Source organism: Paenibacillus sp. RC84, from assembly GCF_041260495.1.
Taxonomy (GTDB): domain Bacteria; phylum Bacillota; class Bacilli; order Paenibacillales; family NBRC-103111; genus Paenibacillus_F.
On record NZ_JBGBYL010000010.1, the window covers coordinates 110751 to 133146 of the forward strand.

General features: G+C 56.6%; 22 protein-coding genes and 1 pseudogene. 9 read left to right on the plus strand and 14 right to left on the minus strand.

Annotation, left to right across the window (positions count from 1 at the left end):
- Positions 1 to 160 precede the first annotated feature (160 nt).
- Positions 161 to 664: an Hsp20/alpha crystallin family protein gene (locus tag ABH899_RS22040; RefSeq protein WP_218231493.1), complete on the minus strand. Its 504-nt coding sequence runs from the start codon at positions 662 to 664 to the stop codon at positions 161 to 163.
- A gap of 155 nt (positions 665 to 819) precedes the next feature.
- Between ABH899_RS22040 and ABH899_RS22045 the strand changes: the two genes are divergently transcribed.
- The 5 genes and pseudogenes from ABH899_RS22045 to ABH899_RS22065 all read left to right on the plus strand — a co-directional run bounded on the left by ABH899_RS22045 (position 820) and on the right by ABH899_RS22065 (position 2935).
- A complete protein-coding gene (locus ABH899_RS22045; protein ID WP_009676340.1) occupies positions 820 to 1047 on the plus strand; it encodes a spore germination protein in 228 nt (75 codons plus the stop codon).
- Positions 1044 to 1205, plus strand: a pseudogene (locus ABH899_RS22050) (spore germination protein GerPB); the annotation flags it as partial. The gene ABH899_RS22045 and the pseudogene ABH899_RS22050, both read left to right, overlap by 4 nt.
- Positions 1206 to 1562: 357 nt before the next feature.
- The gene (gerPC, locus tag ABH899_RS22055) at positions 1563 to 2267 is read left to right on the plus strand and encodes a spore germination protein GerPC (protein WP_370000586.1); all 705 of its coding nucleotides are present in this window, start codon (positions 1563 to 1565) and stop codon (positions 2265 to 2267) included.
- The gene (locus ABH899_RS22060; protein ID WP_009676346.1) at positions 2264 to 2446 is read left to right on the plus strand and encodes a germination protein GerPD; all 183 of its coding nucleotides are present in this window, start codon (positions 2264 to 2266) and stop codon (positions 2444 to 2446) included. Before gerPC ends, ABH899_RS22060 begins: the two co-directional genes overlap by 4 nt.
- Before the next feature lie 3 nt (positions 2447 to 2449).
- Positions 2450 to 2935 (plus strand): spore germination protein GerPE, encoded by a 486-nt coding sequence (locus ABH899_RS22065; RefSeq protein ID WP_370000588.1) that lies wholly within the window; start codon positions 2450 to 2452, stop codon positions 2933 to 2935.
- On the opposite strand, the gene ABH899_RS22070 is transcribed toward ABH899_RS22065, so the two are convergent.
- From ABH899_RS22070 to ABH899_RS22100, 7 genes are all read right to left on the minus strand, one after another.
- Positions 2917 to 3615, minus strand: a complete 699-nt coding sequence (locus ABH899_RS22070; protein WP_009676338.1) for a response regulator transcription factor — start codon at positions 3613 to 3615, stop codon at positions 2917 to 2919. The two genes, ABH899_RS22065 and ABH899_RS22070, sit on opposite strands and share 19 nt — an antisense overlap.
- The gene (locus ABH899_RS22075; RefSeq protein WP_370000591.1) at positions 3612 to 5090 is read right to left on the minus strand and encodes a sensor histidine kinase; all 1479 of its coding nucleotides are present in this window, start codon (positions 5088 to 5090) and stop codon (positions 3612 to 3614) included. The genes ABH899_RS22070 and ABH899_RS22075 overlap by 4 nt, the downstream gene beginning before the upstream one ends.
- Positions 5091 to 5315: 225 nt before the next feature.
- On the minus strand, positions 5316 to 6056 hold the full coding sequence (locus ABH899_RS22080) for a VOC family protein (RefSeq protein ID WP_370000593.1): 741 nt from the start codon (positions 6054 to 6056) through the stop codon (positions 5316 to 5318).
- Positions 6057 to 6175: 119 nt separating this feature from the next.
- On the minus strand, positions 6176 to 7153 hold the full coding sequence (locus ABH899_RS22085; protein ID WP_009676329.1) for an ABC transporter ATP-binding protein: 978 nt from the start codon (positions 7151 to 7153) through the stop codon (positions 6176 to 6178).
- Positions 7154 to 7185: 32 nt separating this feature from the next.
- A complete protein-coding gene (locus ABH899_RS22090) occupies positions 7186 to 8106 on the minus strand; it encodes a D-alanyl-D-alanine carboxypeptidase family protein (RefSeq protein WP_370000595.1) in 921 nt (306 codons plus the stop codon).
- A 217-nt stretch (positions 8107 to 8323) separates the two neighbouring features.
- Positions 8324 to 9118 carry an ABC transporter permease gene (locus ABH899_RS22095; RefSeq protein WP_370000597.1) on the minus strand — a complete coding sequence of 265 codons (795 nt, stop codon included), beginning with the start codon at positions 9116 to 9118 and terminating at the stop codon, positions 8324 to 8326.
- Positions 9115 to 9891, minus strand: coding sequence for an ABC transporter permease (locus ABH899_RS22100; RefSeq protein WP_370000599.1), 777 nt, complete (start codon positions 9889 to 9891; stop codon positions 9115 to 9117). Before ABH899_RS22100 ends, ABH899_RS22095 begins: the two co-directional genes overlap by 4 nt.
- A 205-nt stretch (positions 9892 to 10096) precedes the next feature.
- Here ABH899_RS22100 and ABH899_RS22105 point away from each other — a divergent pair, with 205 nt between their 5' ends.
- From ABH899_RS22105 to ABH899_RS22120, 4 genes are all read left to right on the plus strand, one after another.
- Complete coding sequence (locus tag ABH899_RS22105; protein ID WP_370000601.1) at positions 10097 to 12826, plus strand: PAS domain S-box protein; 2730 nt, start codon at positions 10097 to 10099, stop codon at positions 12824 to 12826.
- An 84-nt stretch (positions 12827 to 12910) separates the two neighbouring features.
- Positions 12911 to 13510, plus strand: a complete 600-nt coding sequence (locus tag ABH899_RS22110) for a general stress protein (RefSeq protein ID WP_370000603.1) — start codon at positions 12911 to 12913, stop codon at positions 13508 to 13510.
- Positions 13511 to 13755: 245 nt separating this feature from the next.
- Positions 13756 to 14712 carry a YwmB family TATA-box binding protein gene (locus tag ABH899_RS22115; RefSeq protein ID WP_370000605.1) on the plus strand — a complete coding sequence of 319 codons (957 nt, stop codon included), beginning with the start codon at positions 13756 to 13758 and terminating at the stop codon, positions 14710 to 14712.
- Positions 14713 to 15095: 383 nt separating this feature from the next.
- A complete protein-coding gene (locus tag ABH899_RS22120; protein ID WP_370000607.1) occupies positions 15096 to 15653 on the plus strand; it encodes a hypothetical protein in 558 nt (185 codons plus the stop codon).
- A 171-nt stretch (positions 15654 to 15824) separates the two neighbouring features.
- Here ABH899_RS22120 and ABH899_RS22125 read toward each other — a convergent pair whose 3' ends face one another.
- The 6 genes from ABH899_RS22125 to ABH899_RS22150 all read right to left on the minus strand — a co-directional run bounded on the left by ABH899_RS22125 (position 15825) and on the right by ABH899_RS22150 (position 22367).
- The gene (locus ABH899_RS22125; protein ID WP_370000609.1) at positions 15825 to 16868 is read right to left on the minus strand and encodes a hypothetical protein; all 1044 of its coding nucleotides are present in this window, start codon (positions 16866 to 16868) and stop codon (positions 15825 to 15827) included.
- Positions 16828 to 18486, minus strand: coding sequence for a glycoside hydrolase family 3 protein (locus ABH899_RS22130; protein WP_370000610.1), 1659 nt, complete (start codon positions 18484 to 18486; stop codon positions 16828 to 16830). Before ABH899_RS22130 ends, ABH899_RS22125 begins: the two co-directional genes overlap by 41 nt.
- An 18-nt stretch (positions 18487 to 18504) precedes the next feature.
- Positions 18505 to 19530 (minus strand): zinc-dependent alcohol dehydrogenase, encoded by a 1026-nt coding sequence (locus ABH899_RS22135; RefSeq protein ID WP_370000612.1) that lies wholly within the window; start codon positions 19528 to 19530, stop codon positions 18505 to 18507.
- Positions 19531 to 19761: 231 nt separating this feature from the next.
- A complete protein-coding gene (locus ABH899_RS22140; protein WP_370000613.1) occupies positions 19762 to 20565 on the minus strand; it encodes an ABC transporter permease in 804 nt (267 codons plus the stop codon).
- 12 nt (positions 20566 to 20577) lie between these two features.
- Positions 20578 to 21387, minus strand: coding sequence for an ABC transporter permease (locus tag ABH899_RS22145; protein WP_009671727.1), 810 nt, complete (start codon positions 21385 to 21387; stop codon positions 20578 to 20580).
- Positions 21384 to 22367, minus strand: a complete 984-nt coding sequence (locus tag ABH899_RS22150) for an ABC transporter ATP-binding protein (protein WP_370000614.1) — start codon at positions 22365 to 22367, stop codon at positions 21384 to 21386. Before ABH899_RS22150 ends, ABH899_RS22145 begins: the two co-directional genes overlap by 4 nt.
- Between the last annotated feature and the right edge of the window lie 29 nt (positions 22368 to 22396).

Sequence of the window (22396 nt, forward strand, 5' to 3'; positions counted from 1 at the left end):
GCTGCACGCGCTGCGATTTCGGACCCTACTTGTAGGATCGGGACGCTCCGATCTCCTTTCGGCACCGCTGCACGCTGAAACAAAAGAGAACCCGAGCGTGAATCCATCTCTCCAACACAGCAAAAAAAGAACCGGCCTCCGACGGCCGGTTCTTTTCGTATCAGTACTCGATATACGCTTCATGGTAGCTGTCTTTATACTTGCGCCTGCGCACCTGTATTTGCAGAACGCCTTCCTTGTAAGTGGCCTTCGCCGTTTTCGGCAGAACCGGGCTGGGCAGTTTAATGAGTTTTCTCGGTTCGTCCGTCAGCCCGAGAATTTTGACGTGACTGGTTTTCACCAGTACCTGCAGCGAACGCGGATCTTCGCGTTTCGGAATTTTTAACCGGACGAATACGTCCGTATGCGTTTCGAACGTATCGCCGTTCACGGTCTCCCTCGGCTCCTGGGACGGCGTTCGCTCCTTGCCCTTCTGCTGAGCCTTGGGCTGCGTCTGCGTCTGCTGAACGTCCGCATTCATCTGGGGCGGCGGTAGTGTACGGTCGAAGACGTCGCGCACGAACCCTTCGATCCATTTGATATTCTCAATATATTTCTGGGGCTGATCGAGAAATTTTTCGACATGCTCCCATTTAAGCCATTTACTCGTGTCCGGCTGATTCATCGCAGCTCCCCCCCGCTTCTTCTGCATTATATGAACGGAGACCGCCCGGTGGTGAACATTCTTTGCGGAATCCGTTAAATCGGGGAAAGGAGTATGAACATCTGGGCGCTCCCGTACATAAGCTATAAAAGAAGATGCAGCAAAGGAGAACGCCTATGCCGGCCATCGTCGGAAACGTGAAAATACTGACCGTAGGCCCCAGCTCTGTCGTTCAATTCGGGGACTGCCTGGTCATATCGCCAAACAGCAGTTCAAAAAGCTATGCTGGAGCAGGTTCTTTTAATACAGGTGATTTGCCGCATGTATTTAATGCCGTCAGCGCCACGAATACGAACGACAGCGATGCTGTCGAAGCTGAAGCGAATAAAACGGCAACGGCATGAGCTGGACGATCCATCAGACGATTACGATCCACCAGCTCAGGGTCGATGCCGTGTCCAACTCCTCCGTCCTGCAGGTCGGGAGCGCGGGCAGCATCCGTGCGCTCTCGAACCAGTACAACACGGGCGGCTTCACCGGACCCGCCCCGGAAGTGGGCAAAGGCCCCCTCGCAGGCTTCGGCGGAGCCGCAGGCGGGGGCCTGCCCGGCGCTGCGGAAGGCGGAGGGCCTCCCGGTAAGGCCGGTTCGGCCGGACCTGGCGCGTCCGGCAAGCCGGCGGCGGCTCCCGGCTCCACCGGCGCTGCGGAGGCGGCTCCCGGAGCGGGCGGCCTGCTCGGGCCGGGTCCCCACCTGCAGCCGCCGTTCCCGCCGTGGATGCCGTGGCGGCCGCCGGCTTGCCGAGGACCCTCCCGCGGCAGTTGACAGCGCGCCGGGCCCTGCCGCTGCAGGCGGCCTCATACTTCCCGCCGGGGATGAGCCCCGGCGGCATTTTTGCGAAAGCGAAAGAGAGGTGAGCTTATGTACGGCTACGGGCCGGGCGATCCCAATCTGTACGCCTATCAGCTTCAACAGATGTGGACGCACATTCAGCGGCAGGAAGCCCGCATTGCCAAGCTCGAAGAGACGACCGCAGCCATGCGCGGCGAGATCGAAGAGTTGAAGCGACAGCGCGGGATACATATCGACCGCATCGAATACAAATTCGATCAACTGAAAGTCGAACAGTTGGACGGCACACTGACGATCGGCGTCTCTCCCTCTACCGTGGACGAAATCGAAGATTTCTCCGTAAACGGAATGGACGCCTCCTTCCCCGGTAACGGGACTCCGTCTTCCGACGGCTTCTCCCCGAATGAAAGCCGGGAGCCCGCACAAGCCGGCGAAGACCGCCCGGCCGCAGACGAAGGAGCCGCCAACCGGCACCTTCACGACTTTCTCGACCGCGAAGCCATGGAAGAGCTGATCGAGCTTGCGGCCAAGCGACACTTGAACATCGGAGCGGACGAAAGCAGACGGGTTATGGACGATTTGCGGCAGCAGATCGAAGCCAGAGTCCGGCAGTATGCTTCCTCCCCCGATCTCTTGCATACGGGCGTAGGCGAACAGGAGCCGCCGGGGAACGCAACGTGGAAACTTATCGAAAAAACAAAAGCCGACATACGCGCCGGCATCCGCAATTATTTGGCTCAATATCAGGAAGGAAAAGGAGATGAACATCCGTGAAGGTAGATTTTTATGTGGAAAATAAATGTCTGCAGGTAGGCTCCGTCTATATCATCGGGGTATCCAGTTCTTCAACCTTCCTTATCGGGGACACCGATTCCATCACCGCATCGTCCATGTTCGATACCCCGCCGGAATCCGTCATAGTGGGACCGCTCGTTCCGCTGCCCCATACTTGAGCCATGGCCAGACGTCTGGTTTGGCTCACCCAGGCGAAAGTGCTTTCGGTCTCCAGCTCCGCCGTTTTCCAGATCGGCGACAACGGCGGGATTCACACACGCTTCAGAGCTCTCGCCCTGCAGCGGGAAATTCCCGTCTATCTGGGTGACGAAGGCTCGTTCGAAGCGTATTCCATTTTCGCCCGTCCGCATCCGGAAGTGCTTTTTCCACCGGAAGCGGAGAAAACGACCCGCAACCTCGGCACCATCCAGGTAGGCCCGGTTAAGGTGCTCGGTGTGTCCGCCTCGTCGGTGATGCAGGTGGGCGGCAGCGGTCCGGTCAGCCTCCAGTCGCGGATCAAGCATATCCGCCAGTTCCGTCCGATCGGGCCTTACACCAATCCGACGGGCACGATCGCCTATACCGGTTCCGGCGAAAATCTCGCGGCCGAAAGCGGTCCGCCGGAACCCGGGGCTCCCCCTTCGAACCCTTACGGCTTGAACCTGTAGCCCGCTCCCCAGATCGTCTCGATATAGGCGGGATCCGACGGGTTCGGCTCGATTTTCTCCCGGAGTTTGCGGATATGAACCGTCACGGTCGAAATATCACCGATCGCGTCCATGCCCCACAGATGGTCGAACAGCTGATCTTTGCTGAACACGCGGTTGGGATTCATGGCAAGATGAGTCAGCAAATCGAATTCCTTGGTCGTGAAAGGAATTTCTTTGCCGTTTACGTATACCCTTCTGGAAGCACGGTTAATGACGAGTCCGCGGATGCGGATTTCGTCCTTATCCTGGTCCTGCTGCCCTTTCAGTCTCTCGTACCGGGACAAGTGCGCCTTGACGCGCGCCACGAGTTCTCCCGGGCTGAACGGCTTGATGATATAATCGTCGGCTCCGAGGCTGAAGCCGCGGATTTTATCCAAGTCCTCCTTTTTGGCGGAAACCATCAGAATGGGAATATCCCGCTCCACGCGAATCCGCTCGCAGATGGCAAAGCCGTCGGTACCCGGCAGCATCACATCCAGCAATATCAGGTCGTAGCGTTCGACGAGAGCCCGCTGAAGGCCCGTTTCGCCGTGATGCTCCATATCGACCGTAAATCCGTCCAGCTCCAAATAATCGCGCTCCAGCTCGGCAATGCTTACATCGTCCTCGACGATCAGAATGCGTCCGCCTTCTTTCATGTTGCCATCCTTCCTTTCTCTTCCCGGTTTTTGCGCACGGTAAATTGAATGGTCGTCCCTTCCCCGAACCGGCTGTTGGCCCAGATCGTGCCCCCGTGCTCTTCGACGATCTGTTTAGCGATGGCGAGCCCCAGCCCGCTCCCCCCGGTTTGCGAGCTCCGGGACGGGTCCCCCCGGTAAAACCGGTCGAAAATATGCGGCAGCACATCGGACGGAATGCCCTGCCCGTTGTCGTGAACGCCGATCACCACGAATTCCGGCCGCTCCAGAACGAAGATACGGATATGCCCCTCCGGCTTATCCCGGTACTTCTGCGCATTTTCCGTAATATTCGTGAGTACCCTCCTCAGCTTCTCCCGGTCGATTACGACCGGAAGGGGTTCCTCCGAGGAGAGCTCAAGCGTAAGCCGGATTCCCTTTTTCTCCATATCGAACTGCATGTCTTCGACGCAATCCTTCAGATAGGCCGTTAAATCCGCCTCCTCGAACTGAAAAGGCAGCTTCCGCAAATCCAGCTTGGAGTATAGAAAAAGCTCGTCGATCATCCGGTCGATGTCGACCGTTTTGGAATAGACCGTCTGAAGATAACGGTCAAATTTGGCCTGGGAGTTCGTAACGCCGTCCATAATTCCCTCGACGTATCCCTTGATGGCCGTCACCGGCGTTTTCAGATCATGGGAAATGTTCGAGATCAGCTGCTTCCGGTTTTCCTCGTACTGCATCTGAAGTTCAATGGACTGTTTGAGCCTGCGGCGCATTTCTTCGAAAGAAACGGCAAGCTCCCCGATCTCGTCGCTGGAAGCCGGACGCACTTCAATATCCAGCCGCCCTTCCTTGATGTGCTCCGCGGAACGCTGCAGGGCGCGGATCGGCGTAATCAGACTTCTCGACATCAGGTACGTCATCATTCCGTTCGTCAGCACGAGCACGGCGATCAGGACAGCGAGGAAGATCAGTCCGTATTTAAGAAAATATTTTTTGCCGATCGTATCGTGCGTCCCGACAAAAATACTGCCTTTTCCCCCATCGGGAAATGTAAAGTCGTGATGCCTCAGCAGATAATAATTGTTCTCCAGCTGGGAATCCGTAAGGCCCGAATAGTAACTGAAAGCCGGCAGCGAATTCAGTACATCCGGGTGGTTCATGGTGGGCGAAATATACAGGATCTGCTCGTCCTTGCGGATAATGAGGCCCATATTCACGCGTTCCACAAGAGCCTCCCACTGCTTCCACTGCCCCGGATCTCCGGCGCTTCCGGGGTCTATCGCGATAGCTCTGCGGATTTTGTTGTAATTGTCATCTTCCATCTGGGCGACTTCCTTGAGCGGATTGCCGTGGGTAAGGTCGATGTGGTATTCCCTTTTGAGATCCTGGATGAGCATAAAATACAGCCCGGTGACAGTCAGTCCGACCAGAATGAGCGGGATGACCAGCATGGCTATGTAGGAAAGCAGCAGCCGGGTACGGATGGACATGAACGTATCTCCCTTGCTTTGATTTTCAATCGAGAAGCGGCCGCCCGTTTAACCGCATGACCCGGGACACCGCCGTAAAAGCGTATGTCCTCAATATACTACGCCGCAGGCCGTGCGGGAAGCTCGGTAACACACTCGGCAAAGAAAATAAGGGTCCGCCGGGCTCACCCGGAACAGACCCTTACACCGAACAGCCGACCTTTTTGTAATACATGCAAGATTAGTTCAGTTTACCTGCAAAATGCCGATAACGCCTATTTCGTTCTCATCCGGATCCAGCAGACCGAACCGGTCCCGGTTGAACTCTCTGGTAAGCGCGGACAGCTTGATTCCGCCGGACCGCAGCGTCTCGAAGTCGTTCCGGGGGTCCGTCGATCCGATCGTAAACGCCATATGAGCCAGAGCGGAGAAGCGCGGAGTCTCAAACAGGCATACGTTTATATTTTCAAAGGAAACCGCTTCCACTTCCTTATCCAGGGCAGGCAGCTTGTAAGCGAACCGGTGAAGAGCAAGGGCGCCCAGCTTGCTTTCGTACCACTCTACGGAGCGCTGCAGATCACGGACGGGCAGGAACGCCCCGCCAAGCCGGATAGCTCCTTCGGTCCCGGCGTAGGCTTCTTCTCTCCAGCCTGCGATGCCGATGGGATTGCCGTCCGGGTCGCTGATTTTGAAGCACTGCATATGATGAAAAGGAGCGGGCTCTTCCGCAATCTTCACTCCGCTTCCGATCATGCTCCGGTAGGCCTTCTCCGCATCGTAAACGTTCACGTTGAAGGGAGCCTCGTCGTACCGGTTAAGCTCTGCCTGCTGAACTAAGGTGAGGCAGGTTCCTTCAAGGAAGGAGAGCCTGGCATGCCGATCGTCCCGGCCCAGTAAACGAAGGCCCAGCACCTGCTCGTACCAGGGCGCCGACCGTTTCAAATCGGTGACGGGCACGAATACATCCACCAGTTTGGTAAAAGTCATTGTAATTCCTCCTGAGCGTTGATGGAACTCCGGGCGCCCTTGTCTCGCTGCGCCCTCCAACCTGTCCCGAACGCCCGGAATTTCTCTAGATTCCTTCATCTATTGTACCTTGTTTTGTATCAATACACACGATGTACAATATCTTCGAAATCCGGCTCCTGCATATGTACGTCGGCAATTTCGCCCCATCCGCCGGCAAGCTGCAGAACCTCCATCGGGCCGATGTCCGTGCGGTTGAATTCCAGCACAAGCTTTTCTTTCTCCGCGGCAGTGACGCGGAACGGGTACTCCTTGTCCGCCTCCCCGCTCGCAAACCCGCACGCTCCCCGGTACCGGATCGTCATGATCGTCGGCAGCCCGATCCGCTGCCGCATGCCTTCCACGGTGCCGTCGTAGCCGATAGTCCCGCCGTTGATGACGATCACACGCTCGCACAGCTGCTCGATATCGTCCATATCGTGGGTGGTGAGCAAGACGGTTTTGCCCGCTTCCTTGTTCAGCGTATGCAGAAAGCCGCGGATGCTCTGCTTGGCCGCCACATCCAGGCCGATGGTAGGCTCGTCGAGGAAGAGGATGTCCGGATCGTGCAGCATGGCTGCCGCCAGATCCGCTCTCATCCTCTGACCGAGCGAAAGCTTGCGGACCGGCGTATCCATAAATTCGCCGAGGCCGAGAAGTTCTCCGAGCTCCGCGAGCTTGCGTTTCAGGTCCTCCTCACGGACCCGGTACATAGCCGCCAGGATCTCGTAGGAATCCCGGACCGGCAGGTCCCACCAGAGCTGGCTTCGCTGGCCGAACACGACGCCCAGCTTGGCGACCACCCGTCTGCGGTCCCGCTGCGGGCTCAGGCCGGAGATCCGCACTTCTCCCGAAGTCGGATGCAGAATGCCCGTGAGCATTTTGATCGTCGTGGATTTCCCGGCCCCGTTAGGACCGATAAAGCCTACGAAGTCTCCTCGGCCGATTGTGAAATTAACGTCGTTCACCGCCGTTTTGGACCTGTATTCTCTGGACAGCAGGCTCCGCAGACCCGCCATCCGCCCTTGACGGACCACCGGCGTACGGAACGTTTTGTTTAAATTCGTCGCGGTAATCAAAAAATTTCCCCTCCTTCTGTTCACGCTCTCACTCAGCGCATCACGTCTTTGATCCATTCCGTCAGGCTCCGGCTTGTGCCGTAGCCGTAATTAAAAAGCTTGCGCGTTTCTTCGAACCGTTTCTCTCCGGTTTCCGTTCCCATCACGACAGAGACCAGCCTTTTGCCGTCCCGGACCGCTGTTCCCGTAAAGCAGTACCCGGCCTGATCCGTAAACCCGGTCTTCAGACCGTCGACACCCGCATAGGAAAAGGAGTCTTCCGTAAACGGCAGCATGCGGTTGGTCGTTTTCAGCGTCCCGAACCTGCCCGGCAGGGTATAGTCCGCTTTAGCTGTCAGTTCCAGAATACCGGGATGCTCCCTGATGAGATAAACCGCAAGCTTGGCCGCGTCTTTAGCCGTCATAAGAGTTTCTCCCTTGTTTTTCTTGGGAGCGAAGGGCCCCAGATCGGCGCGCGTCAGCCCGCTTGCGTTGGCGAACACCGTTTTATCGGAAAGGCCGATCTCTTTCGCTTTCGCGTTCATTTTCACCACGAATTCATCCTCCGTACCGGCGAGATGTTCGGCTACCGCTACGGCGGCATCGTTGGCGGACACGATAGCCATCGCGGCCAGCATATCTTTAAGAGCAAGCTTCTCTCCGGTCTCGAGCCCGATCTGGGCGCCGGTCACCTCGCTGGCATACGGACTCGTCGTCACCCGGTCTTCCCAGGAAGCGCGGCCCGCCTTCACTTCCTCGTAAACGATCAGTTCCGTCATCATCTTGGACATGGAAGCCGGTGGAAGGCTCTCCTCCGCGTTCCGCTCGTAAATCACACGACCGCTCCCCGCTTCCATCAGCAAGGCGGACCTGGCTTGGATGTCCGGTTCCGCATGCTTTCTTTCATTCCACAACCAGATACCGGCGGCCGCAAGGACAGCCAACAGCAGGACTTTCCGTTTGATTCGTTTCACGTCGTCACTCCGCTCCTTCGGTTCTTGTCTGTGTCTCTCTATGTAGAAAGACGAACCAAGCCCCTCGAAAGACTTGCCTCCTTCGTTAAGACGGCCTCTCGATATCTTTGGGCGGAAGGGCGAATCTCATGCAGGCACCCGGCAGCAGCCGCGTTGCCGGATCTGTATGAGTCCGCCGGGGGAACGGATGAACCAAGGGACCCGTAAGGCGGCTGCCCTACGTTCCCGTACTCTGGTAACGTGAAATGCCCAGCTTCCACAGCCTTCCGGCCAGCAGGACGAAGACGAAGGCCATGACCGTTACCGCGGCCAAAGCCCATCCGCCATACTCATGCCGGATGATGACGGAAGCCGGCACATAGTTGGCCAGCCCGACCGGAAGGAACGTCAGCAGGATGTAACGGAGCCAGCCGGGATATACGTCCAGCGGATACTGGGCGGCGGATCTTGCCGCATCCTCCGTCACGTTCTGAAGTTCCTCGATCCGGGTCAGCCAGAAACCGGCCGAAGCCGTAGCCAGTCCGATCGCGAACAGGATAAGCGCTCCCGAGCCGATTGCGATCACGGTCAGCGGGATAGCTTCCCAGCCGATCTGGCCGGCGCGCAGCATATGAGTCATCGCATACGCGAGAACGAGCAGGCCCTGTCCGAATTCTCCGACGAGCAGGCGGAAGTTTTGAGTCATCAGGACGAAAAGCACCGGCAGGGGCCGGATCAGGAGAGCGTCCATATCTCCGCTCACCAGATATTTTTCCAGATGATGCACATCGGAGGCCAGAGACCGGTAGATCGCTTTGGACAGCAGGATCACCGCGTACAAATAAGCCACCTCATGCAGCGACCAGCCCTTTACGCTTCCGAAGCGGTCCAGCACGAGCGCCACCATCAGAAACTCCGCCACATTCACGAGAGCCGCCATCAATGACGAGAAAATAAAATTAAACTTGTACTGCATCCGGCTTCGCATAGATGCCCGGATCAGCAGCACGTACATCCGCAGTCCGTTTCTCATCCTCCCTGCACCTCCAGCTTCTTGCGCATCGCGCCTGTCGCCATCATGCATAATCCCGTAAAAAGAACGCACCAAAACAGCGCTGCCGGCAGAGCGGCAGGCGTCGTTCTTTCCGTGAACAGGGACACCGGAACGTACAGCAAATAGGGATACGGAGTCAGCCAGCTAAGCTGGCGAAGCCAGGCGGGAAGCCATTCCAGCGGGATAAAGAAGCCGGATAGCAGCATGGAGAACGCATAGTTCACCCAGTAAAGCCAGCGCGATTCGGTCGTCCACATGGCGGCGGCGCCGATCAGGTAATTCATGCAGATGGAAATATAAGCGGCGAGCAGAAGCGATAGAGCGGTCCAGCCGTAAACGGAGAGCTTCTCGGGAACCGGAATCGAAAACAGGAAAAAATAGAGGATGTAGATCGGAAGAAATTTGTACACGAACTGATAGGCGATCTGTCCCCATTCCCTGTACATCTTATGCAGAAACAGGGGGACGGGACGCATCAGATCCAGAGCAATTTGTCCGGTGCGTACGGACTGCTCCATGCCGAGACCGTTCGTGATAAAGAGCACCAGCCATAAAGAGGCCTGGTTGAAGGCGATATACGCGGTCATTCCTTGGACCCCGTATTCTCCCAGCGAATGACTCTCGCCTATACCTGCCCACAAGGACACGTACACAAATCCGAACATAAAACTGGACACGTTATGAATCATATGCGCGCCCCGGTACTGCAAATTCCGCGCGTAAGCTTTACGCGCCAAGACAGAAAAAAGCATCCAACACCTCCGGTTCATCAGTAGACGATCGTTTCAGCGTGAAATGCGTGTAGAGGGATTTCATCTTACCAAATGCCGCCAATAAAAATCAACCCCGAATTAGATTCAATTTGCTCTTTCCGACAGTAAAGAAATATAGGATGATAAACAGGAAACCGGAAGCCGGGACTGAAAGATTCTAAAGGTAAGAAAGGAAGCTGTCACCGTGGAAATAACCAAAAACGCTAAGCTTAAAAAGGCGATCTCGGAAGGCGGCATTTATAAATCGTTATTTCAGCATCATCCCGATGCTATCTATGTCATGGATACACATGGACGTTATTTGGACGCCAACCCTGCCGCGGAGCGGATCAGCGGCTATTCCAGAGAAGAATTCATACAGCTCGGCCGGGAAACTCTTTTTAGCGAGCATGCCGAACAGGGCAGAACCCATTTCGAGCGGGCGCTGCGGGGCGAGACGCCACATTTCGAGGTGGAATTTTGCCGGAAAGACGGTGCCGTTTTCCATGTAGAAACTACCTATATTCCGATCGTCGTGGACGGGGAAATAGTCGGCGTATACGGAATGGGCCGGGAGATCACGGAGCAGAAGGCCGTCCTCAGCAAGCTGGAGGAATGCGAAACCCTGTACAACCTGATCTCCGAAAACGCGGGCGACATTATTACGTTCACGAATCCTCAGGGGATTTGCGAATATGTGTCCCCCTCTATTTATAAACTGCTGGGGTATGAGCCCGGCGAAATCGTAGGCACCCCCATCGGCGATTATTACATTACGGAAGAAATCAAACCCGGCTGCTCCGAAAATCCGAGCGAGGACGCCGACCTGCTCACAGGGCGCTTCCGGCATAAAGAGGGACATTACCTCTGGTTTGAAACGACCGTGAAAGCCGTCCGCAGCGCCGAGGGACAAGTGGAGAAAATTCTCGGCATCGGGCGCGATATTACCGAACGCAAAGCAGCGGAGAACAAGCTGAAAGTAAGCGAGCAGAGATACAAGTCCCTCTTCGATTACAATCCGTCCAGCGTTTACTCGTTCGATCTCGAAGGCAACCACGTTTCTTTAAACGCCAACTTGGCGAGAATGACCGGATTCAGCCGCCAAGAACTGCTCCATCACTCGTTTACTTCCCTGATCGAGCCGTCTCTGCTGGAGAAAACCTTAGCCCATTTCCATAACGCGAAACGGGGCATCCCGCAAAACTACGAAACGACGCTGATCCGCAAGGACGCGTCGCTCATTGATGTCAGCGTTACGAACGTTCCAATCGTCGTCGACGATGAAATCGTAGGCGTATACGGAATTGCCAACGATATTACGGAGAGCAAAAAATATGTCAAAGAAATCGAGCATCTCAGCTATCAGCATTCCCTGATTCTCGGCTCCGTGTCGGAAGGCATTTACGGCCTGGACCGCGACGGCAAAGTCATGTTCGTCAATCCGGCGGGAGCATCGATGCTCGCTTACTCGCAGGAAGAGCTGATCGGGGTCAATATCCACGACAGCATCCATCATACGAAAGCGGACGGAAGCGATTATCCCCACGAAGATTGTCCGATTCACGCCACGATGCTGGACGGGCTTTCCCGGCTTGTCCAGGAAGAGGTTTTCTGGAGGAAAGACGGGTCGAGCTTCCTGGTCGAATACCGGGTCAATCCCCTCTACGACAAAGGGGAGATTATGGGAGCGGTCGTCGTCTTTACGGATATCACCGATGAAAGGGAAATTATCCGCGCCAAAGAAATCGCCGAGCAGGCCGCCAGGGCGAAATCCGAATTTCTCGCAATGATGAGCCATGAAATCCGTACGCCGATGAACGGCATCATGGGGATGACCGATCTCCTTCTGGATACAAGCTTGGACGACGAACAGCGGGATTACGCCGACATCATCCGTGAAAGCAGCGATGCCCTGCTGCAGATTTTGAACGACATTCTGGATTTTAGCAAAATAGATGCCGGCAAAATGACGCTCATTACGGAGCCGTTCGATCTTCATGCTGTCGTGAAGAGTACGCTGGAGCTCTTCGCTCCGAAGGCCGCCGAGAAAAAGCTGGAGCTTATCTCCAGAATCGAACCCGATGTTCCGCATCTGTACATGGGAGATGCCTCCAGGGTACGGCAGGTGCTCGTTAATCTCGTCGGGAACGCGCTGAAATTTACGGACAGCGGATCAATCGTTGTCTCCGTGGAAAGTCTGGCCGCCGTGAATTCGGGCCCCGTTCTGCTCGGGTTTTCCGTCGCCGATACGGGCGTTGGCATTCCCGCCGGCAAGCTGGACCATTTGTTCCAGTCTTTCTCCCAGCTGCACCCGGTGTTGAACCGAAAATACGGCGGCACGGGACTCGGCCTGTCGATCTGCAAACGGCTTGTCGAACTCATGGGCGGCACGATTTCCGTAGAAAGCACGGAAGGCGCGGGTTCTGTTTTCCGCTTCACCCTTCCGAACGCACAGATCAAAAAGGAAGAAACCGGAGAAGAACAGGCACTTGGGGAAGAACAGCAGGAATGGATGATCTCCCGGCTGAATTCCCGGCCCGCTCCGCTCAAAATTCTCGTGGTGGAGGATCACCCCGTAAACCGTCAGCTGTTCATCAAGTTCCTTGAAAAGCTCGGTTACGGGGCGGATATCGCGGAGAACGGGATGGAAGCCGTTGAAGCCGTTACAAGCACGGAGTACGACCTTGTTTTTATGGACTTGCAGATGCCGGTCATGGACGGGCTGCAGGCCACCCGGCTGATCCGCCGGCTGCTGCCCTCAGGCCAGAATCCCGTCATTATCGCCGTTACCGCCTCCGTGCGTCCGGCCGATAAAGAAAAATGCCTGGAGAGCGGCATGCAGGATTTTATCTCCAAGCCGATTCTCTTCGATGAAGTGAAACGGGTATTCAGCTATTGGGGCCGTAAAAACGACCGGGAAAACCGGGATGAATAATCCTCCTCCGGTCCGATATTCCGATTCACTAGGAGCTCTGCCGGGTAACGATGGGTAATCCACTTTTAAGGGAGGTTGCCTGTAATGACACGAAAAGCAAGAGGTGTTTTTCAATCGAGCGGGGATGCCCTTCGCGCTATCGAGGCGTTAAAAGAACAGGGCTACAGAGACGAAGATATATCCGTTCTCGCCAAACATAGAGAAGAATTCGGACCTTACACGGAAAGACAGGAAATTGCGGGTAAAGAAGATACGAAGGCGGAAAAAGGCGCCATCGGCGGAGCCGCAATCGGCAGCGCCGCGGGACTGATCGCGGGAATCGGCCTGATGGCCGTACCCGGCATCGGCCCTATTCTGGCCGCAGGACCGCTGGCCGCCGCTTTATCCGGTGCGGCGATCGGAGCCGGAGCGGGCGGTGTAACGGGCGCGCTTGTCGGTGCGGGCATACCGGAGGAAGAAGTCGAGAATTACCACAGCCGCGTAGACCGCGGGGATATTCTCATCGTCGTCGATACGCCGGAAGACAAGTGGGAACTTGTCAACGAGATTCTCCGGGAAAACCGGGACGACAACGTCAACGCCGATGAGCGATCGAAGAGCGGCGTGTATGAGGCCACTCCTCATGCCGTCCACGACAATCCCGATCTTCTGAGCAACCAAGAAGATGTGAATTTCCGCCGGTAGCAAAGACCCGTGAGTCTTCACCGGATATACGGCAGCCTGCGGCGGTAATTCCGCGGGCGCAGCAGGGCTGGTTCTCAAGCGTGTTTTGCCGCTTGGGGGCCTGCCCTGCTTTTTTGCGTAAGAAGAGAAGCTGACCGAGGAAATAAGGATGTATAGCATTTACATCGGAGGACGTATAAAAGCGATCCGCTCCGGCAAGGCTGTTACTAGATTGCTAGATTCGAACGGGAAACGGAGCGATTAAGATGATGAGAAACGCGATGATGAAGAGCACCCGGCAGAAGAGCCCGCTGACGCAGGTACGTAGTGGCCGGACGGCGGAGAACGCCGCAGCGGGACATGCCGCTGCAACGGAGCCGCGGCGCGGCGTCCCGGCTCGCGGGCTGCTCTGGGGCATCGCGCTGCTGGCCGCGCTGCTGCTGGCCGGCTGGTCCGCCGCCGCGAAGCCGATGGCCGCGGATGCAGGCCGCTCCGACCTCGCCGCGCTGCTGGCCGCCGCGGACGGCGTGCTCGCGCCGGATGCCGCCGTCACGCTGCGCTATGCGGCTCCGCTGCCTGCCGCGGCAGGCGACGACGCGCTCGCCGCAGCGGGCGACGCGCTGGCGGCGCGGCTGTCGCTGCCGGCAGGCGCCGTCAGCCGCGCTTCCGGCCACGCCATCTACACGGCGGCGGGCGGCGGCTCTGCGGCGGGCGGCGGCTCTGCGGCGGGCGGCGGCTCTGCGGCGGGCGGCGGCTCTGCGGCGGGCGGCGGCTCTGCGGCGGGCGGCGGCGGGCTGTCGCTGCAGCTCGCCCGCCTTGACGACGGCAGCGCGTTCGTCATCGCCCGGCTGGAAGCGCGCACAGCCGACGGCCTCCCGGCGCTGGAAGCGCGCCGTGAAAGCCTGGAAGCCGCCCTGCAAGAGGCGGGCGTGCAGGCAGACTGCAACGTCGTCCTGCAGGGAGCCGCGGCCCGGCCTTCGGCAGGGGCCGCAGCTCAGGCCGACGGGCTTCAGGCGCTGCTCGCGAAGCGGCTCGGCGCCGCTCCGCTGGAGCGTTATGCCGACGGAGAGACCGTCAGCATAACGATGAGCGCGCCCAAGCTTCACGCTTCGGTAATCAGCGGCGGCAAACGCGTCAACCTGCAGGCCGCGGTTCACACGGTAACCGAAAACGGACTGCAGCGTATCACAATCGGCACGCCGGTCATTACAACCGAATATTGAACTTCTTTCCTTCTCTACGCAAAACCAGGCAAGCTGCATAAAATGCGGCTTGCCTTTTACCGAACCGCACCGTATATGCAACCTGCGGCTCCTTTTACACACCGATCCTTTAAATCCAATACCGGAAAAAACTTTTTTCGAAAATCGGCGTCTAACTAGTTGGAATCCGTTTAAATAAACTTACAGACAAGTGGTAAAAGGTACGTAGTAAGTGGCAAGCAGTAAATGCGCAGCGGTTGCCCAAGAATCATAAGCGCATTTTATACACGAACGGATCGCAGTCACATCCTCATCAATGGCGCTTGCTCAGACATCTGATCGTTCACAGTTTAATTCCCAACTTTATTGAAATCGCTTACAATTAGAATCCGGGAGGCGGTACAATGACACTGCGTTTTTTTCAATGGTTCGGTAAATGGAGTTTTCCGGAAGGTTTCGGACGTAGATTAACGGCAGGCCTGATCATCACGGCCGTCCTTGTCTCCCTGGTGTTAAGCGCGCTGCTAAACAGGCTCGTGCCGGGTTCCATGACTTACGGCGACCTGATGACCCGCTCGCAGCCCGCCTCTTTTTATCTGCCTGATGAAAATTTCACTTACCGTGACCAGGGTGTCATTGAATCGTTTACCCGCCTGGCCCTTACCAAGCAAGCTTTGCGGAAAGAAGAAGCCACCTCCGCCTTTATTCCCGGCAAGGAGCCTCTCCGGCTTTCTTATGAAAATTCCAAAGGCCGGGTTATTCTCGTCGATGCGGACGGCCGGATTTATACGCCGGTATCCAAAGCGGAGCTCCGCAACGAGTCCAGGCTGCATTGGCTCTGGTGGAAGCTGGATACCGGCCGCTCGTCCTACCTGTATTACGTAACCGAGCCTGACGCGGCTGTGGCCCGGCTGGCCGAACAGATCAAAAATTCGGCTCCGGCATTGGGAGAGGCGGGCTGAACCCTTATCATCATACCCTGGCCGAAGAACGTTGTCCCTTGCTCCTCGCCCAAGCCCTTTCTTTGCCCGCTGCTTTTTTCCACATCGCACGGCTAGCCCGGCCCCATGCAGAAACCCGGCTTTCCGGTATGCGCCGCATCCGGTTCCGACGTTTCTCTCCTGGGGCTTCTTTCAACCCTCGAGCTGTGCAATCAGCTTTTGCAGAAGTACAGGCTCTTCGTCCCGGAATTGGTTGAACCGGAGCCGTAACCGTTCAAACACTCCTTTATCCTCGCGGATTTCATGACGAATGTATTGGTCCCTCAGCTTCATTGCTCTCTTAGCCAGATCTTTATAACCTTCCGCAAGTTCCTCGTCATACGGAATGATCCCCTCATTCACCAGATATTCGATTCGGTCGCTCATCATTTTTTTGTGCTCCCACAGGAGATGAAGGTGCCTCACGTCGTTGCGCATTCCCAGCCGGGGATCGTTTTGCTCTACGGCGTCATAGTACATCTGCAAATAGTCGTATACCTTGATTCCGAAAGCTTCATTCTCGTCCGGATTGTAATTGATCCGGTTTAAACGGGTCTCCCCGTTCAGGTAATCGCGCAATTGGTCGATCACGGCCGTTTTGTCGAAAGGATAGTGGAATTCCGCCTCGTATTTGTAGAAATACGTATGGTGATCGGCTGTTTGCTCCTCCTTCAGCAGCTTTTTCATGGAATTTACGGCATCGAGAAACTCTTCGAAAGATATCTCCAGATTGCGGTATACTCCCGTAAGGTCGAACATGGAGACATAAAAGATCCGTTCTTCCCAATTGAAGCCGTACAGAAAAAGGTGATGGGGAAACGGCTCCTGCTGATAGCAAGCCGCCGGCGACAGCCTGGACTCGTCCAAAAAAACGATACAATAATACCCGTTGCGGATCTGATCCGCAAAAAATTTCGGCCAGTCATCCAGCGCCAGATTTTCCAGCATCATATAATTGACAGTGCATGTGAGCAGAAACGGGTTGTTGAAATTCAACTCATTGGGCTCGCCCCGGAAAAAATCGACATAGCACTGCCTGCCGTCCTCCAAAAATTTCTTTGTGCAGGATAACTGGACAAAATTGCTGTAGAACCAGGGAGTCGTTTCTTCATGTCCGCTGGTAATGGAGAGTGTGTAGCCCCACCGCAAAAAACCTTTAAGTGGCGGATTCGATAACGGAAGCTGAACGGTGTTCATCTGATTCTCCCCTTTCTGAGATGTAAACCGGAATGGTGACCGGCAGAGTTCCGGCAGGCTCCGCCGTGCCCGTCAGAACACGGGCCAGGGCCTGCAGGGTATGCGGATGGTGCTCGTAGCAGGCCAGGAAGCCTTTGGCCTCCGGGAATGCCGCAAGATCGACGGGATTGCGCAGGGAAACCGGGATGACTTTGGCGCCTCCCTCCAGCAGTTTGCGGACCAATGCGGGCTGTCCCGGATTAGAAGCCGTGTGGAAAATACCGGCGACGATCTGCCCGTATCGCTGCGCTTCGGAAGCCAAGGCCGCAATCTCATCCGGACCCGGGCTGGTCCCGTACACGCGCTCCGTGAGCTTCGCCCCGATAAAAGGGCGCAGGAAGCCGGCCAGGGTAGCATCGTGTACCGGCTCGTCTTCGGATTTGCAGGCGGCCGAGATTTGCGGCCAGAGCACCAGCGTGTCGACGTCCGGAGACAGCCTGCAGAAATCCGGTTCACGGTTGACGGCCGTGATGCTTTCTTCACGGAGCCGCTCTATCGTCCGCAGCGTGTGCGGATTCTCCAGCAGAAGCCGCGCTTCTTCCCAGCTGCGCTCCCGCAGCTCTCCGATGCGGCGCTTCTTCAGGCGAAGAATACGCTCCACGGAAGCGTCGATCCGCTCCTCCGGCAGGCGCCCGTCCGCCACGGCGCGCTCAAGAGCCGCCACCGCCTCCAGTTGGCTTGCGTACGTGTGGCTGACGAGCAGCAGATCCGCTCCGGCCAGCATGGCCCGGACGACGGCCTCGCCTACACCGATTCCCTGCGTCACCGCGTCCATTTCCATGCAGTCGGTCACGATGAGCCCGTCGAAGCCCAGCTCCTCCCGCAGCAGTCCCGTCAGGACTTCCCGGGAGAGAGTGGCAGGAACAGGCTCTCCGCCGCTGAGCAGCGGAATTCCGACGTGGGCCGTCATAACGGCCTCGGCCCCGGTCAGGGCTGCCCGCCGGAACGGCACAAGCTCCACCGACCGAAGCCGTTCGAGGGAATGCCTCACGACCGGCAGCTCGGCATGGGAATCCGTCTCCGTATCGCCGTGCCCGGGAAAATGCTTGATGACGGAGGCGATCCCTCCGTCCTGAAAGCCGAGCATGGCGGCGATCCCCAGCTCGGAGACCAGTTCGGCGTCGTCTCCGAACGAGCGGACGTCAATGATCGGATTTCGCGGATTGACGTTGATGTCCACCACCGGCGCGAAATTCATATTGATGCCCAGCGCCTTCAGCTCTTCCGCCGTCCCCTTGGCGGCTTCGTAAAGCAGCCCGGGATTGCGCGCGGCTCCCAGCCCCATCGCCGCGGGCAGCTGCGCGATCCCCTGCCTTACCCGGACCACCATGCCGCCCTCCTGGTCCGTCCCGATCCACAGCGGGATGCCGGTCGCGGCCACAGCCATCCGCTGAAGTTCCTCCGTTAAAGCGAATGCCTGCCCGGGGTTGTCCAGATTGCGGGAAAAGAACACGACACCACCGACGAAATGATTCTGCAAAAGGTCCCGGATATTCATATCGGGCGTAAAGCCCTCGAAGCCGGCCATCAACAGTTGGCCGATTTTCTCCTTCAACGTAAGCTCGCTACACGCTTTCATTCGTATCCCCCTCTGCCGTTACACTTGCGTCCAATCGAATATAACGCCCATGGAATCTGACTTTCGCCCGGCGAGCCGGGAATACACCGATACGGCTTCGAGCGGGCTTACTTTCTCGCTAATGAGACTTGCGACGTCCAGTTTTTCGCGACGGATGGATTCGAAGATGAATCCGTTCATATCCGCTTCCGTCCACCCTTTAAAACCTTCCATCATCCGCCCGTGAATTCCCAGTATACTGACCGAATTATAGACGACTTTCGGCCCGATCGTCTGCTTCGAAGGCTCCGTCGAATCGCCCAGCAGGATCACTTTTCCGAGGTCCCGGGTCAGCTGGGTACAGTGCGGCAGTACGGCATAGGAGCCCGTAATATCGTACACCGTGTCAAGCATTCTGCCTCCGGTGAGCTCTTCTACCGGTCCGAATGCATCAGCCACCGGAAGATCCAGCAGATCGGTCGCTCCGTTTCGACGGGCTTGATCCAGACGAGAGCTCTCCGGCGCAATCGCGATAATTTGGCGCGCACCGCTCGAATTCAGATACTGGACCACGAGCTGGCCGATAAGACCTAGCCCGACGACGCCCACTCTTTCGCCGAATGCGGGCTCGGCGCGCAGGATACCCAGCAGGGCGACCTTGGCGATCTGCGTAAAAACCGCCTCTTCATCACGGACCGTATCGGGAATAAGCGCCGCTTCCCGGTAATCGGCCAGGAAGTACTGGCGGTGTCCGGCGGGGCAGATAATCCTGTCGCCGGCCCGGATTCCTTCTACCCCGCTGCCCGTCTTCAGCACTTCCGCCGCCATGGAGTACCCCGGATAGAACGGATAACGGACCCACGATGACCAGACCGTCCCCTCGTCGAAGCTCCCTTTCAGACAGGCTAGTTCCGTTCCCGTACTGATCAGCGACTTTTTGGCCGCACATAAAATTTGTCCCGGTCCCGGCTCGGACACCTTTTCCTCTATAAGCTCGATCCGGCCCGGCTCCTGAAATACGCAGTTTAACGAGGTGTATCCCTCTCTTGTCGCAACATCCGGCATGCTTTGGCACTTCCTTTTCTAGGTATAGGATGGGAATTCAGAATTCCTTGAAGTACTTTTCCGCGGGAAGCTCCCTCGGCAGACCCGGCACGGGGCTGCAGCTCCAAGCACAGAGCGCCGGCTCAGGCACGAGCGCTAGTTCAAGCTCAGGGCAGCAGTTCCAGGCAGGAATCAGCCTTCACGCGTACTGCCGTCCCGGTCGCTTGTCAGAACCGCAAAGCCGGATCCGTCTTAGCTGCTCGCGCTGCTGTACCCCCTTACGGCCTGTTTCCAGAGCAGCCGTACGACAGCGAAAAGCAGCAGCGATCCGGCCAGCGCCAGTCCCGCATACAGCCAGCTGAGCTGACCGAGCAGGAACATCGGGCCGAAATTGGTAATAAGGAACAGAGGAATAACGAAGGTGCCGATCCGGCGGACCCAGGCCGGGTAAATGGCCATCGGAAAATTGTTGGCGTCCCAGACGGAATGGGCGATTTCCGATACGGAGCCCGTCTGGACGAACCAGAACGAAAGCAGCGCCGGAATAATCATCAGGCAGTACGTGATGACAACGGAGACGACAAGCAGCAGGGCAAATCCCGCAAGCTGCACAAACGTCAGCGGAATATCCATAGCGTGCCAGCCGATACCGACCATGACGAACCCGACCAGAATGTCGGGGATCGGAAGCGCCAGATCCACATAACGCAGGGAAGCCATGAACTGGAGGGAAACCGGCTTCGTCAGCATGAGATCAAGCGAACCGTCTTTGATATACTCGGGAATTTTCATGAAATTTGTAAAAAACAGGCCGACATAAATTCCGGTCGTCACAGTATGCATGCCGATAAATAGCAGCAGCCCTTCGGGCGGTATCCCGTCCACGTGAAGGTCGGTGCGGAACACGACGAGCACATACAGCAGCTTGGCGAGCAGGTAGACGGATTCGACCAGCAGGCTCATGATAAAATTGCCCCGGAACTCCATCTGGGCGATGAGGCAATTTTTAATGAACATGCCGTACAGGAGCGCGTATTTTCTCACGATTTTAAACATATGGAACGTCCGCTACCCCCCAACCGCCGAATATTTCTTCATGGATACGCGCCACGTCAGGCGGGACAGCCAGAAGAACAGCAAAATCCACCCGCACTGGATCAGCAGCCCCTGGTACATGGCCGCCGCTTCCGTCTTGCCGCTGAGGACATTGACCGGAAAATAAATCGTATACGGGAACGGCGTGTACTGAAGCGCCTTCACAACCGTTTCCCCGAAAATCTCCAAAGGAAACATGCCCCCGCTCAAAATATTGACAAGCAGACTTGTAATGACGAAAAAATACGAGATTTCATGCAAGTAAAACGCGCTCGCGCAGATGCAGTAAGCGATCAGGAAGTTGAGCAGAAGCGCTCCGAGCAGCGTGAAGGCAAACAAGATCAGCCGTACGGCCTCCACATCCAGCACTTCCCTTGCCGCCGAAATCCAGATAATCCCGATAAGCAGAATCGCCGTAATTCCGTAATAAATCGCCTTCTGTCCGAAGAAGGACACCAGCCGGTAACCGAAGTAACTCACCGGTTTGATCAAATATTTGTTAAGGCCGCCGTTTTTGATATCGTCGGCAATCTGGTGCTCGAACTGGGTAGCGATCAGCTTGGACACCAGCCCCGCCAAAATGGTGTACAAAATAATTTGACCGTACGAGTACGAGAACAGCGCCGTCTGGCCGGAATGCCGGTACACCGCCGTCCAGATGAAATACTGGACAAGGATCGGAAAAGCGGCTCCCAGCAGACCGAGAAAGAAGTGAAACCGGTATTCCATCGAATGCTGGACGCCCATCGAAAAAACCGCCAAGTACAATTTGCGTCTGTTCATCCGGCGGATTCCTTGCGGTAGAGCATCGAAATGCTTTCCTCGATCGGCACGTCTTCGATTGTCCAGTCGACGATCGGAAACGCATCGAGCACGGCGCGTGACACTTCCTTCAAACGGTGCTTCGGCAACTCCAGAACGGCATTGTAGCCGTCTCCGCTGACGATTTTGCCGAACTTGGCCAAACGATGCTCTGCAACAGGCTCGGAGAACTGCAGCCGAATAATTTTCTGCTCGCCAAAAAGATCATTGATCTTGTGGAGGTCCCCGTCATACAACAGACTTCCTTCGTTAATGATGATCGTCCGCTTGCACAGATCCTCCACATCCTTCATGTAGTGGCTCGTCAGCAGGATCGTCGCGCCGAACTGCTCATTGTAATATTTCAGAAATTCCCTGACCTTCTTCTGGGAAGGAAAATCGAGGCCGATCGTCGGCTCGTCGAGATAAAGCAGCCGGGGCCGGTGGATAAGAGCGGCGATCAGCTCCATTTTCATCCGTTCGCCCAAGGATAACCGGCGCACCTGCACGTTCAGAAGCTCCCGAACATCCAGCATTTCCGATAACTCGGCGAGGCTCCGGCGATAAAGATCGTCGTCCACGTCATAGATACATTTGTTCAGATAAATCGACTCGCTTGCGGGAAGATCCCACCAAAGCTGGTTTTTCTGGCCCATCACGATGGAAAAAAGCCGTTTGAACTCGTTTTTCCTCTCCCACGGCACATAGCCGAGCACGTCGGCTTCCCCGCCGGTGGGATACAGAATGCCCGACAGCATTTTGAGCGTCGTGGTTTTACCCGCCCCGTTGGGCCCGAGAAATCCGACGCACTCGCCGGGGCCGATGTCGAAGGAAACGGATTTTACCGCTTCCTTCACCAGCGACTTGCGGGCGAATAAATTTTTCAGCGAATTTTTAAGCCCGGCTTCTTTCCGGTAATACACGAACGATTTGTGCAGCTCCCGCACACGGATGAAGTCCATCCCTGCCCCTCCTGAACGATTGCCTGTTT

Coding starts and splice junctions, on each gene's coding strand:
- gerPC (WP_370000586.1), top strand. CDS start 1,563: ATGTACGGCTACGGGCCGGGCGATCCCAATCTGTACGCCTATCAGCTT.
- ABH899_RS22130 (WP_370000610.1), bottom strand. CDS start 18,486: ATGAAAGCGTGTAGCGAGCTTACGTTGAAGGAGAAAATCGGCCAACTG.
- ABH899_RS22075 (WP_370000591.1), bottom strand. CDS start 5,090: ATGTCCATCCGTACCCGGCTGCTGCTTTCCTACATAGCCATGCTGGTC.
- ABH899_RS22135 (WP_370000612.1), bottom strand. CDS start 19,530: ATGCCGGATGTTGCGACAAGAGAGGGATACACCTCGTTAAACTGCGTA.
- ABH899_RS22095 (WP_370000597.1), bottom strand. CDS start 9,118: ATGAGAAACGGACTGCGGATGTACGTGCTGCTGATCCGGGCATCTATG.
- ABH899_RS22100 (WP_370000599.1), bottom strand. CDS start 9,891: ATGCTTTTTTCTGTCTTGGCGCGTAAAGCTTACGCGCGGAATTTGCAG.
- ABH899_RS22065 (WP_370000588.1), top strand. CDS start 2,450: ATGGCCAGACGTCTGGTTTGGCTCACCCAGGCGAAAGTGCTTTCGGTC.
- ABH899_RS22140 (WP_370000613.1), bottom strand. CDS start 20,565: ATGTTTAAAATCGTGAGAAAATACGCGCTCCTGTACGGCATGTTCATT.
- ABH899_RS22145 (WP_009671727.1), bottom strand. CDS start 21,387: ATGAACAGACGCAAATTGTACTTGGCGGTTTTTTCGATGGGCGTCCAG.
- ABH899_RS22045 (WP_009676340.1), top strand. CDS start 820: ATGCCGGCCATCGTCGGAAACGTGAAAATACTGACCGTAGGCCCCAGC.
- ABH899_RS22120 (WP_370000607.1), top strand. CDS start 15,096: ATGACACTGCGTTTTTTTCAATGGTTCGGTAAATGGAGTTTTCCGGAA.
- ABH899_RS22115 (WP_370000605.1), top strand. CDS start 13,756: ATGATGAGAAACGCGATGATGAAGAGCACCCGGCAGAAGAGCCCGCTG.
- ABH899_RS22070 (WP_009676338.1), bottom strand. CDS start 3,615: ATGAAAGAAGGCGGACGCATTCTGATCGTCGAGGACGATGTAAGCATT.
- ABH899_RS22080 (WP_370000593.1), bottom strand. CDS start 6,056: ATGACTTTTACCAAACTGGTGGATGTATTCGTGCCCGTCACCGATTTG.
- ABH899_RS22125 (WP_370000609.1), bottom strand. CDS start 16,868: ATGAACACCGTTCAGCTTCCGTTATCGAATCCGCCACTTAAAGGTTTT.
- ABH899_RS22040 (WP_218231493.1), bottom strand. CDS start 664: ATGAATCAGCCGGACACGAGTAAATGGCTTAAATGGGAGCATGTCGAA.
- ABH899_RS22150 (WP_370000614.1), bottom strand. CDS start 22,367: ATGGACTTCATCCGTGTGCGGGAGCTGCACAAATCGTTCGTGTATTAC.
- ABH899_RS22110 (WP_370000603.1), top strand. CDS start 12,911: ATGACACGAAAAGCAAGAGGTGTTTTTCAATCGAGCGGGGATGCCCTT.